At 69.6% G+C, this 11449-nt stretch carries 10 protein-coding genes; 3 read left to right on the top strand and 7 right to left on the bottom strand.

The window, feature by feature from the left end:
- Positions 1-53: 53 nt before the first annotated feature.
- From MIAR_RS17240 to mshB, 7 genes are read right to left on the bottom strand one after another with little or no spacing between them, the layout of a single operon-like run.
- On the bottom strand, positions 54-938 hold the full coding sequence (locus MIAR_RS17240) for an ROK family protein (RefSeq protein WP_285638409.1): 885 nt from the start codon (positions 936-938) through the stop codon (positions 54-56).
- Between the two features lie 20 nt (positions 939-958).
- Complete coding sequence (gene argH / locus MIAR_RS17235; RefSeq protein ID WP_285638407.1) at positions 959-2464, bottom strand: argininosuccinate lyase; 1506 nt, start codon at positions 2462-2464, stop codon at positions 959-961.
- Positions 2465-2521: 57 nt separating this feature from the next.
- Positions 2522-4264 (bottom strand): ABC transporter permease, encoded by a 1743-nt coding sequence (locus MIAR_RS17230; RefSeq protein ID WP_285638405.1) that lies wholly within the window; start codon positions 4262-4264, stop codon positions 2522-2524.
- Positions 4264-5349, bottom strand: coding sequence for an ABC transporter ATP-binding protein (locus tag MIAR_RS17225; protein WP_285638404.1), 1086 nt, complete (start codon positions 5347-5349; stop codon positions 4264-4266). The genes MIAR_RS17230 and MIAR_RS17225 overlap by 1 nt, the downstream gene beginning before the upstream one ends.
- 8 nt (positions 5350-5357) lie before the next feature.
- Positions 5358-6533: an extracellular solute-binding protein gene (locus MIAR_RS17220; protein WP_285638403.1), complete on the bottom strand. Its 1176-nt coding sequence runs from the start codon at positions 6531-6533 to the stop codon at positions 5358-5360.
- Positions 6530-7648, bottom strand: coding sequence for an ROK family protein (locus MIAR_RS17215; protein ID WP_285638401.1), 1119 nt, complete (start codon positions 7646-7648; stop codon positions 6530-6532). The genes MIAR_RS17220 and MIAR_RS17215 overlap by 4 nt, the downstream gene beginning before the upstream one ends.
- Positions 7648-8550, bottom strand: a complete 903-nt coding sequence (gene mshB, locus MIAR_RS17210) for an N-acetyl-1-D-myo-inositol-2-amino-2-deoxy-alpha-D-glucopyranoside deacetylase (RefSeq protein WP_285638398.1) — start codon at positions 8548-8550, stop codon at positions 7648-7650. Before mshB ends, MIAR_RS17215 begins: the two co-directional genes overlap by 1 nt.
- A 143-nt stretch (positions 8551-8693) precedes the next feature.
- Between mshB and MIAR_RS17205 the strand changes: the two genes are divergently transcribed.
- From MIAR_RS17205 to MIAR_RS17195, 3 genes are read left to right on the top strand one after another with little or no spacing between them, the layout of a single operon-like run.
- Positions 8694-9722 carry a metal ABC transporter solute-binding protein, Zn/Mn family gene (locus tag MIAR_RS17205; protein WP_285638396.1) on the top strand — a complete coding sequence of 343 codons (1029 nt, stop codon included), beginning with the start codon at positions 8694-8696 and terminating at the stop codon, positions 9720-9722.
- On the top strand, positions 9719-10585 hold the full coding sequence (locus MIAR_RS17200; RefSeq protein WP_285638394.1) for a metal ABC transporter ATP-binding protein: 867 nt from the start codon (positions 9719-9721) through the stop codon (positions 10583-10585). Before MIAR_RS17205 ends, MIAR_RS17200 begins: the two co-directional genes overlap by 4 nt.
- Positions 10582-11439, top strand: a complete 858-nt coding sequence (locus tag MIAR_RS17195) for a metal ABC transporter permease (RefSeq protein ID WP_285638392.1) — start codon at positions 10582-10584, stop codon at positions 11437-11439. Before MIAR_RS17200 ends, MIAR_RS17195 begins: the two co-directional genes overlap by 4 nt.
- The last annotated feature ends 10 nt before the right edge of the window (positions 11440-11449 follow it).

Below are 11449 nucleotides of genomic sequence, written 5' to 3'. Positions count from 1 at the left end.
TCCACTGGTCGGCGCGCGGGTCGTCAACGGCGGAAAATAAGTCCGGATCGGGGCTAACGCGCGCCCTGGGCCTCCCGCGCCAGCATCACGGCACCACGCAGCGAGGCGTCCGGCCCGAAGTCCGACAGCACCACCTCGGGAGGGTAGGGGAGCGTCCTGTGGAGGGCTGCGCTCAGCGGGTCGAGCAGGGCTCCGCCCGCCCGCGTCATGCCGCCCCCGATCGCGATGCGAGACGGGTCGACCGTCAGCGCCGCCGTGATGAGGTGCCGCGCGATCTCGTCGACGGCCTCGGCCCACATCCGTGCCGCCGCATCCGAATCGGCGCACTCCGCGATGAGCTCGGCGGTGTCCGTCGCCGTCACCTCGGACGAGGCGGCCACCCGTCCGTCCAGTCCGAGGCCGCCGGCGAACTCCTCCAGCGTGATCACCGGACGCCCGCGTTCATGGAGGGGGCCCACGATGCCGTAGCCGACCTCGCCGGCCGCACCGTGCGCGCCCCGGAGCACCGCGCCGCCGATCACCGGCGAGATCGCGATCCCCGTGCCGAGATTCACGTACAGGCCGATGTCCACACCGCGGAGGCGCCCCTCGCGGCACTCCGCGAGAGCCGCCGCCTTCACATCGTTCTCGATCGTCAGAGCGGTCACCGCGAAGGCGTCACGAAGCCGTGCGCCCAGTTCGAGATCCGACCATCCGATCACGTTCGGAGCCAGCTCGACGCGATCCTCGAACACGATGCCGGGCGTGGAGACGCCGATCGCCCCGATGCCTCCATGGCGTCCGACGAGCTCGCGCGCGCAGTCGAAGGCGCGGTCGAGCACGCTGTGCGCCGGCTCCCCGCGCGCGATGCGCAGCCGCGCCTCGTCGGCCCGCCCGTCAGCGGTCTCCACGCGGAGCGCCACCTTCGTGCCGCCGAAGTCCATGCCGAGGACGTTCATGCCCGCACCCTCCGCCGCGGTCACGCTCGAAGCTCTGACGCCGCCGTGACGAGGTCAGCGGAGACGGCGTCGAGGTGCGCACGGACGTCCGTGCGCCACCGGCGGAGCTCCTGCGCGGTCTCCTGGCGCGCGACGGCCATCCGGGCGACCTCGCTCGGAGCCGCGCCGCCGGTGGAGGTGCGCACGGCCACGAAGTTGTCGGCGTCGAGTGCGCGCGCGAGGTCCTCGGGCGTGAGCGTCACGTCGTGTCCGGCGACCTCGGTCGTCACCTCATGCACGCGCGCCGGGTCGATCGAGCGGATGTCGGTGATCCCGGCAGCATCCGCCTCGCGCACGATGCGGGAGACGATCGTGTGCGCCTGCGTGAACGTCAGGCCGCCGTCGCGCACCAGCGTGTCAGCCAGCTCGGTCGCGTTCGCGAACGAGGACAGCGCGCGCTCGCGCATCACCGCCGTGTTCACCTGGATGGTGCCGAGCACGCCGGTCAGCAGGTGCAGCACGTCGGTGAGCGTCTCGACCGCGCGCCATGCGTACGGCTGCAGGTCGTCCTCGGTGTCGACGATGTCGCCGAAGGGCGTGTTGTGCATCATCGTCAGGACCGTCGCGGCGCTCGCGGATGCGGCTGACAGCAGCGATCGGGAGTGCTCGATCGACACGGGGTTGCGCTTCTGCGGCATGATCGACGAGATCTGCACGTAGGGGGCCGCCACCCGGTACAGGCCGAACTCGGCCGTGCACCACGTCAGGAAGTCCACGCAGCTGCGCCCGGTGTCGATGGCCATGAGCTGCAGGGCGATCGCCGAGTGCGCGATGTAGTCGGTCGCGGCGACCGCGTCGTACGAGTTCTCGACCAGACCGCGGAAGCCCAGCAGGCGCGCCATGTGGTCGCGGTCGATCCCGAAGCCGGTGCCCGTGAGGGCGGCCCCGCCCATGGGCGAGTAGTCCAGGCTCTCGTAGGCCTGCTGTACGCGGCGGATGTCGCGCCCGAGCACGTCGGCGATCGCGAGGAAGCGATGCCCCAGGATCGACGGCTGCGCGGGCTGGGTGTGGGTGTGCTCCAACGACAGGGTGTCGGCGTGCTCCGCGCCCAGGCGCACGAGCGTCTCGTACAGCTCGCCGGCGGCATCCAGCACCCGCAGGAGCTGACGGCGCATGACCATGCGGTACAGCGTCATCCCCATGTCGTTGCGGCTGCGGGCCGTGTGCAGGCTGCCGGTCACCTCGCCGCCGATGCGCATCATCTCGTGCTCGACGGTGAAGAACAGGTCCTCGAACTGCCCGTTGTACTCGCTGGCGGCGAGGGCGTCGAGGTCGAGCTCGTCGATCGAGCGCGCGATCACCGCGGCATCCGCGTCGTTCAGGATCCCCGCCTCGTGCAGCATCACCAGGTGCGCACGGTGGATCTCGATCATCGACGGCAGCAGCATCCGCTTCGCCTGGTCGTAGGCGGGACGGAGCACGGCAGTGGTGTAGCTCTCGCCGGGGAATGCGTCTCCATCGCGCTGGATGATCTCGTCGCGGTTCATTCTTCTTCTCTCTCAGATGGACGGTCGCCGACGTGTCGCCGGCGTCCGGGGGATGTGTCAGAGGGCGGGGGCGAGCGCCTGCTTCGCCTCCATGCGGCGGGTGACGATCAGCACGCCGAGGACCAGGAGCACCTGGATCATGCCGTACACCGATCCGGTGCCGATGTTGCCCTGATAGTTCTCGTTGTTGATCGCGATCGACAGGGGCACCCAGGCGGGGGTGTAGATCAGGATGCTGGCCACGAACTCGCCGACTCCGTCGACGAACGCGAGCAGAGCGCCGGCCATGATGCCACGCGAGATCAGGGGCAGCACCACCCGGCGGAAGGCGTACCACCAGCTGGCGCCGAGGCTGCGAGCGGCGTCCTCGAGGTTCGGGTCGAGCTGCGAGAACGACGCGAACGTGGACCGGAAGATCAGCGGATTGAACCTCACGAAGTACGCCAGCGGAAGGATGGCGAACGTGCCCACGAGCACCTGACCGAACGCGAACGGCGAGGGGCTGGAGAACGCCGTGATCAGGTTGATCGCGACGACGGTGCCGGGCAGTGCCCAGGGCAGCATGATCGCGATGTCCAGCGCGAGCTTGCCGCGGAAGTGCATGCGGCTCATCACGTACGCGGCACCCGCGCCGAGGATCATCGCACCGCCGACGGCGATCACGCTCATCAGCAGGGAATTGGTCACCGGACGCCAGAACTCGGCACCGTCGAAGAGCTGGGCCCACCAGTCGAGGGTGTAGCCGGTGGGCAGCACGCTGCGCAGCCACCCACCCTTCGCGGTGAACGAGAGCACCGCGATCATGATGATCGGCAGCACGAGGAACACCGTCGTGGGCACGGCGATCACGAACAGCAGCACCTTCACCGGGGTGGAGGTGACGGTCGAGCGCTTGCGCCCGCCGCCCTTGGACTGCGTGCGGTAGACCTTGCGCTGCTCGTAGGAGCGGATGATCGCGAGGAACACGATGGAGATGACCGCGAGCGTGGTGGAGATGATCGACGCCAGCCGCATGTCGCCGTTGGTCTTCGCGATCACGATCTGCTGGGTCATGACGTCGGTGTACTGGAACAGCAGCGGGGCCGTGTACGACGACATCGCCGACATGAACGTGATCAGCGACCCGGCGACCAGCGCCGGGGTGAGCATCGGCAGCACCACCTTGGCCCAGACCCGGGCCCTGCCCGCGCCCATCGACTCGGCCGCCTCCTCCAGCGACGCGTCGGCGTTGGAGAGCGCCGCGGAGACGGTGAGGAAGAAGTAGGGGTACATCGTCATGGCGTGCACGATGAGGACGCCGGCCAGCCCCTGCAGCCAGAACATCTTCTGGTCCAGGCCGAACCACTCCTGCATGGCGAACGGGATGCGCCCGCCGACGCCGAAGAGCAGCTTGAACGACCACACGCCCATCAGCGGAGGCAGCGCGATCGGCAGCAGCGCCAGCACCTGGCAGATGCGGCGGCCGGGGAACTCCCACCGGGTGAGCAGGATCGCGACCAGGGTCCCGAGCAGGCCCGCGCACAGCACGGACAGCAGCGAGAGCACGATCGACCCGCCGATGGCGGACGTCTGCGTGGGATTGGCGAAGAAGTCGCTCCACGCCTTGAACGAGAAGCCCAGCACCGCGGCCTTGTCCTGGGAGACGCTGCGCCGGGCAGTGGCGATCATGGGTCCGATCACATAGCCGAGCAGCACGACCATCAGCAGGATGAGCGTGAGCACGGTGGACCAGCGGCGCCGGATCCACGGCGGGCGCTTCGACGGGCCGGTGACCCGCTGCGCGTTCGTCAGCGTCGTCATCACTGCTCCGCCGGAACGCAGTACGCGGCATCCGCCGGCAGCACGACGCGCAGGGCGTCGCCGCGCTGCGGACGGGCGTGGCTGCCGGTCAGGTCGACCTTGATGCGGCCGAGCGGAGTGTCGAGCTCGCAGGACAGCGAGTACCCGACGAAGTCGATGTCGGCGACCGTGCCGGAGACGACGTTGCCGGTCTCTCCGGATGCCGCCGGGCGCAGGCTCTCCGCGCGGACCGTGGCGATCAGGGCGGAGCCGGGTTCGAACGAGACTCCCGGCGCCGCGTTCTCGACGAGCACCTCCAGCGCGCTGCCGTCGGCGAGCTCGAGAGAGGCGCGCCCGCCGTCCACTCGGCGCACGGTCGCGGGCAGGAGGTTGTTGCGCCCGAGGAATCCGGCGACGAACGCGGTCCGCGGACGGCTGTACACCTCGTCGGGCGTGCCGACCTGGTGCACGACCGCAGTGTTCATCACCGCGATGCGGGTCGACATCGCGAGCGCCTCCGCCTGGTCGTGCGTGACGTAGACCGATGTGATCCCGGTCTCGGCATGCAGGTCGCGCAGCGCCCCGCGCATCTCGAGGCGCAGCTTGGCGTCGAGATTGGACATCGGCTCGTCCAGCAGCAGCAGCTGAGGGCGGAAGACGAGCGCCCGGGCGAGCGCGACGCGCTGCTGCTGCCCGCCCGAGAGCTCGTCGACGCGGGCGCCCGCCTGAGCGGACAGTCCCACCTGTGCCAGCACGTCGCTGATGCGACGCGAGGCCTCGGCCTTCTGCACCTTGCGCACGTCGAGCCCGAAGCCGACGTTGCGCGTGACGGACATGTGCGGGAACAGCGCGTAGTTCTGGAAGACCAGACCCACGTCGCGCTTGTTCGCCGGCGCGTACGTCACGTCGCGGTCGTCGAAATGGATCGTGCCATCGTCAGGCTCCTCGAACCCGGCGATCATCCGCAGCGTCGTCGACTTTCCGCATCCCGACGGCCCGAGCAGGGTGAAGAACTCCCCGTCGGCGATCGTCAGGTCGATGCCGTCGACGACGGTGCCGGAGCGTGCGAACGACTTGCGAAGCTGGTGCAGTGTGACCGAGACCATGCGTCAGATCAGCCCTTGTCCTTGATGTTGTCGGCCCAGTACGTCATCCACTCGTCCTGGTGCTCCGCGAACACGGCCCAGTCGATCTTCATCTCCTTGAGCTTGAAGTCCTTCATCCAGTCGGGCTGGTCCGCCTTGGGGATGTCCATCGCGGGGATCTGGTAGTAGTCCGTGGCGAGCTTGGCCTGCATCTTGGGCTCCATCAGGAAGTCCATGAATGCCTGGGCGGCGGCCTGCTGCTTCTCGTTCTTGATGATGCCCACGCCGTCCACCAGCACCGGAGCGCCCGACTTCGGCATGACGTAGCCCCACGGCCGGTTGTTCTTGAGCGGCTGGATCAGGGCGTCCTGCATGTTCCAGACCGTGACCTGGCCGGTGCCCTGATCGAGCTGGGTGTACATGTCGTCCGGGGTCGCGGCGTAGGACACCGTGTTCGCGTCGATCTTCTTCAGCAGGTCGTAGCCGGCGTCGGGCTTGCTGTCCTTCGCGAAAGCCGAGTAGACCATCGAGGCGTAGATCGTGCGCATCGTGCCCGAGGGCATGACGTCGCGGATCACGATCTTGTCCTTCCACTCCGGCTCGGCGAGGTCGGCCCAGTCCTGCGGCGCGGACTTCTCGTCCAGCAGGTCGGAGTTGTAGATGATGACCTCGGGCAGCAGCATCTCCGCGATCCACTGGTTCTTCGGGTCCTTGTACTTCGCGTCGACCGCGTCGCCGTTCTTCGGCTCGTAGGCGGCCAGCAGGCCCTCCTTCGCCGCCTGCTCGAACTGCTGCTGGGTGCCGCCCCAGAGGAAGCCGGCCTGCGGGTTGCCGGCCTCTGCGCGCATGCGGTCGAGGTTGTCCTGGGCGCCGGCGATCACGGTGGTGACCTTGCCCGCGTAGTCGGGGTTGGCCTTCTCGAACTCCGAGACGACCCAGGCGACCTCGTCCTTGTCGCGACCCGTGTAGATCGTCAGGCTCTCGCTGGGCGTGACCTTCGAGCCGCCGTCGGTGGGCGCCTCGCTCTTGGGCGGGGCGACGTCGCCGGCGCAGCCGCTCAGCAGCAGGGCTCCGGCGGTGGCGAATGTTGCGAATGCCGCCAGACGGCGGCGCGTGATGTGTGCCTTCATGTTCTTCCTCGTCGAAGTGATGCGGCGGGTGCCGCGGGTGGGGTGGTGATCGGTGCGGGTGGGATGGATGCTCATAGACCTCCGGCCAGAAGCTGCTGCCAGCAGCGGTTGAGCGCGGCGTCGAGGATGGCATCCGGCTTCGGATGGGCGGATCGCACGTCCGGGACGAACGGGAGCTCGCCACGCAGGGGCTGGAGCATCTCGCGGTGCTCCGCCTCGCGGAACGCCCGGGCATGGCCGCCCAGCAGGATGACGTGCGGGTCGAGGAGCGCGGTGATCACGGCGATCGCGTGCGAGAACGCCGTCAGCACGTCGGCGCGGATGCGCACGGCGGCCGGGTCGCCGGCATCCGCGAGGGCGAGCAGTCGATCCACCGCGGGCTCGGATCCCGTATGACCTGCGGCCTCCAGCCGAGCCGCGATGGCGAGGGTGGAGGTGGTGTCCTCGAAGTCGGTGCGGTCGTTCGCGCTCAACGGCGACAGGCCGATCTCGCCGGCCGCGCCGTGGTCGCCCTCGATCAGGCGCCCCGCGGCGATGATGCCCGCGCCGATGCCGCGGGCGCCGAGATAGAGGTAGACGGCGTTGCGGGCTGCGCGACCGTCCAGGGTGCGCCGCTCAGAGGCCATCATGAGGTTCACGTCGTTGTCGATCGTGACGACCACGCCGAACCGCTCCCGCAGCATCGTGCGCAGCGGCACCTCGGTGGTCCAGCCGAGGTCGGGAGCGGCGCTGACGTCGCCGGTCTCCGCATCGACCACGCCCGGCACGGCCACGCCGATGCCGAGCACGCGCGGCGTGCGAGCGATCAGCTGGGCGACGGTCTCGACGATCGATTCCGGGCTCACCACCCCCGCGACGGGATCGGTGCTGGTCTCCGCGATGATCCCGCCGTGCAGGTTGACGCAGCGCGCACGCAGCCCCTCGGCCGTGCAGGACACCGCGAGCAGGGCGCCGTGGTCGCGGACGACCTCGAGGCGCACCGGCGGACGCCCGATGGCCTGCGCCTGAGCGCCGACCTCGCGCAGGATGCCGTCGTCGATCAGCCCGCGTACGAGCCGGGTGATCAGCGAGGAGCTCACTCCGAACTGCTCGACCAGGTCGGAGCGGCTCTTGCGCTGTTCGTGCAGTGCGCCGACCACCCGCGCACGCTGCGTGCTGCGGTCGTCGAGGGCGAGGGTGGAGCGGGACATCAGCCGGCCTCCGGTTCCGTGGTCGGCTGCTGCGGGAGCAGCTCGCTCTCGTATCCGGGGGTCCGGCGCCGCCCGCCCCTCACGCGGATGAACCACTCGCGATCCTGGATGCGCATGCCCCGGCCCGAGGCGAGCACCCAGCACTCGCCCTTGACGGTGAGCTGGGTCCGGTGGCAGGCGAGTGCGGCAGTCTTCGCGGCGAGATGCGCGGAGACATCGAACTCGACGTCGATCTCGTCGTCGTCGTGCACGCCGTCGGGGTACTCGGCGGGGTCGGGGTCGACCCAGAGGCCGAGCTCCTCGGCGTGCCCGGCCAGCTCGGTGAGGTCCGCCACGATCAGCTCGCGCGGAACGGCCGTCCAGTACACGAGCGGCACGTCCCAGACCGGCAGGTCGGACGCGGCCGACGCGTCGGCGGCCAGCTCGATGCCGCGCATGGTGACGCGGTGGGTCTGGATGTGGTCCGGATGGCCGTAGCCGCCGTTCGGATCGTAGGTGATGACGGCGGTCGGCCTGGTCTCACGGATGATCTCCGCCATGAGCAGGCCCGCCTCGTCGAGGTCCGCCTGCCAGAAGGCGTCGGACCGGTCGTTCGCGGGGATGCCCATGCGTCCGGAGTCGCGGAAGCGACCCGCCCCGCCCAGGTAGCGGTGATCCGTGACGCCGAGCGCGGTCATGGCGTCGCCGAGCTCCCGCGCGCGCTCCGGGCCGAGCTGATCGTCCTCGTCGGCGGAGAGATGCTGCAGCTCGGGGACGGCGATCCGGCCCTGCTCACCCTGGGTCGAGGTGACGACGGTGACGCCGTGTCCTTCGGCGAGGAGGCGTGCGATGGTGCCGCCGGTCGCGCAGCTCTCGTCGTCGGGATGCGCGTGGGCGAGAAGCACGTGTGCGACGGATGCCATGGCAATCTCCTCTGATCGTCGGGGCTGCTTCGGGGGAGCAGACTTTGATTCTGACAGCAAGAATCAAAGTGCGACAGGGCGGAAAATAAGTCGCCGACTCCCTCAAGTTGATAATGGTTCTCATTAACGATTAGCATGAGGGCATGCGAAAGATCCTGGTCTCCGCGGCGCTCGCCGCCTCATCCCTGCTCGTCCTCGCCGGTTGCGCGGCCGGTCCCGCCGACGGATCGAAGGACGGCGGGTCCGGCGACGGCCGGGTCCAGGTGGTCGCGTCCACCAACGTCTACGGCGACATCGTGCGGCAGATCGCCGGTGACCGCGCCGACGTCACCAGCCTGATCGATGACGCCGCCAAGGATCCGCACTCCTACGAGGCCACCGCCCGCGATCGGCTCGCCGTGCAGAAGGCCGACCTGATCGTCGAGAACGGCGGGGGCTACGACTCGTTCATGGAGACCCTGCGTGAGGGCTCGGACGCGCCCGTCATCGTCGCGGCCGAGTTCTCCCACGACTACCCGGGCGACCCCCACGAGCACGACGACGCATCCACGCCCGAGCCCACCGGCGACGCGCACGACGACCACGGCGACGAGCACGACGATCACGGCGACGCGGATGACGCCCACGCCGGTCACGATCACATCGAGGGCTTCAACGAGCACGTCTGGTTCGACGTGCACACCATCACCCACGTCGTGGAGCAGGTCACCACCGATCTCGTGAAGCTCGACGCGGCAGGCAAGGCCGACTACGAGGCGGCGTCGAAGAAGTTCATCGGCGAGCTCAACGGCTTCGAGACCCAGCTGGAGGGGCTGCACACCGAGCTCGAGGGCACGAAGGTCGTGATGACCGAGCCTCTGCCCGGGCTGCTGGCGGCGGCCGCAGGGCTCGACGATGTGACTCCCGACGGCTTCGCATCCGCCGTGGAGGAGGGCAACGACGTGCCGCCGGCTATCCTGCTCGAGACCACGCGCCTGATCTCCTCCGGAGAGGTCAAGGCCGTGCTGGCGAACGCGCAGACCGGTGGCGGCGAGACCGACAAGGTCGAGCAGGCCGCGAAGGCTGCCGGGGTGCCTGTGCTGACCTTCAGCGAGCTGCTGAAGTCGGATCAGACGTACGCTGAGTGGATGCACGCCGCGATCACGGACCTCGCCGCCGCTCTCCACCGATGAGCCGCGCTTCCGCAGCGGCCGGCGCCTCGGGCGCGGCCGCACCGGGAGCACCCGTACTCGGCATCTCGGCCGCCGCGCTGCATCGCGGTGGCCGAGAGCTGTGGGCGGGGCTCGACCTGGAGGTGCAGCCGGGGGAGTTCATCGCGGTTCTCGGCCCGTCCGGTTCCGGCAAGACCACCCTGCTGCGCAGCATCCTCGGTCTCCAGTCGCTGTCGGCCGGCAGCATCCGCGTCGGCGGGACGCCAGCGCGACGGGGTGACTCCCGCATCGGCTACGTGCCCCAGCAGCGTCCGCTGCCCCCGGACACGAGCATGCGGGCGCGAGACCTGATCGCCCTGGGCGTGACGGGGACGCGGTTCGGGCTTCCCATCCCTCGCCGCGACGATCGGGCGCGTGTCGACGCCCTGCTCGAGGGCGTGGGGGCCGCGCACTACGCCGATCGCCGAGTGGGCCTGCTCTCGGGTGGCGAGCAGCAGCGGCTGAGGGTCGGGCAGGCGCTCGCCGACCAGCCCATGCTGCTGCTCTGCGACGAGCCGCTGTCGAACCTCGACCTGGCCAACCAGCGAGGCATCACCGAGATCATCGACAGGCAGCGCCACGAGCGCGGGGCCGCCGTGCTGTTCGTCACGCATGACGTCAATCCCATCCTCGGCATGGTCGACCGCATCCTCTACATCGCGGGCGGCCGGTTCGTGCTGGGCACACCGGACGAGGTGCTGCAGACCAGCGTGCTCAGCGCGCTGTACGGCACGCCGGTGTTCGTGATGCGCACCGGCGGGCGGCTCGTGGTGGTCGGTGTGCCGGATGCCGAGCCGCATCACGACCATGACCACGAAGAGCCCGTGTCGGGAGGTGCGGCATGATCCCGATGCTCGACTGGGGCGACATCTTCTCGTTCCAGGACTACGGCGACCTGCTCGTGCTCCTGACCAACTCGCTGATCGCCGGCGCCGTGCTCGGCATCGTCGGCGGGCTGATCGGCGTCTTCGTCATGCAGCGGGACCTGGCCTTCGCGGTGCACGGCGTGAGCGAGCTCTCGTTCGCGGGCGCCGCGGCGGCTCTGCTGTTCGGCGGGAGCGTCGTGCTGGGCTCGATCGGCGGGGCGCTCGTGGCGGCCATGCTGATCGGCATCCTCGGTTCCCGCGCGCGGGACCGCAATTCGATCGTGGGCGTGCTCATGCCCTTCGGCCTGGGCCTGGGCATCCTGTTCCTCTCCCTGGTGCAGGGGCGCACGGCCAATCGCTTCGGACTGCTCACCGGGCAGATCGTCGCGGTCTCCAGCCCCGACCTGGGCTGGCTGATCGGCATCAGCCTGGCGGTGCTCGTCGGACTGCTGCTGATGTGGCATCCGCTGCGCTTCGACTCCCTCGACCCGGAGTCCGCCGCCGCGCGCGGCGTGCCGGTGCGCGCCGTCAGCCTGCTGTTCATGGTGCTGCTCGGGCTGATCGTGGCCGTGAGTGTGCACATCATCGGCGCGCTGCTCGTGCTCGCGCTGCTCGTCACGCCCGCGGCCGCCGCCATGCGCGTGTCGGCGGGGCCGGTGGCCGTGCCGCTGCTGGCCGCACTGTTCGGGTTCGTGTCGGCGGTGGGCGGCATCCTGCTCGCACTGGCGGGAAGCCTGCCGGTCAGCCCCTACATCACGACGATCTCGTTCCTCATCTATCTCGGATGCTGGGGAGTGCAGCGCCTCCGCACCCGCGTGCGGCGTCTCGCCTGACGCGGGTGCG

This window comes from Microbacterium arabinogalactanolyticum (assembly GCF_030268005.1).
GTDB lineage: Bacteria > Actinomycetota > Actinomycetes > Actinomycetales > Microbacteriaceae > Microbacterium > Microbacterium arabinogalactanolyticum.
Note: the sequence above shows the minus strand (reverse complement) of the source record. Positions and strands in the feature narration are given on the sequence as shown.

Bases quoted from the DNA above. Each gene is read 5' to 3' on its own strand.
- MIAR_RS17225 (WP_285638404.1), bottom strand. From the start codon at position 5,349: ATGGTCTCGGTCACACTGCACCAGCTTCGCAAGTCGTTCGCACGCTCC.
- MIAR_RS17215 (WP_285638401.1), bottom strand. From the start codon at position 7,648: ATGTCCCGCTCCACCCTCGCCCTCGACGACCGCAGCACGCAGCGTGCG.
- MIAR_RS17220 (WP_285638403.1), bottom strand. From the start codon at position 6,533: ATGAGCATCCATCCCACCCGCACCGATCACCACCCCACCCGCGGCACC.
- MIAR_RS17195 (WP_285638392.1), top strand. From the start codon at position 10,582: ATGATCCCGATGCTCGACTGGGGCGACATCTTCTCGTTCCAGGACTAC.
- MIAR_RS17205 (WP_285638396.1), top strand. From the start codon at position 8,694: ATGCGAAAGATCCTGGTCTCCGCGGCGCTCGCCGCCTCATCCCTGCTC.
- argH (WP_285638407.1), bottom strand. From the start codon at position 2,464: ATGAACCGCGACGAGATCATCCAGCGCGATGGAGACGCATTCCCCGGC.
- MIAR_RS17230 (WP_285638405.1), bottom strand. From the start codon at position 4,264: ATGACGACGCTGACGAACGCGCAGCGGGTCACCGGCCCGTCGAAGCGC.
- MIAR_RS17240 (WP_285638409.1), bottom strand. From the start codon at position 938: ATGAACGTCCTCGGCATGGACTTCGGCGGCACGAAGGTGGCGCTCCGC.
- MIAR_RS17200 (WP_285638394.1), top strand. From the start codon at position 9,719: ATGAGCCGCGCTTCCGCAGCGGCCGGCGCCTCGGGCGCGGCCGCACCG.
- mshB (WP_285638398.1), bottom strand. From the start codon at position 8,550: ATGGCATCCGTCGCACACGTGCTTCTCGCCCACGCGCATCCCGACGAC.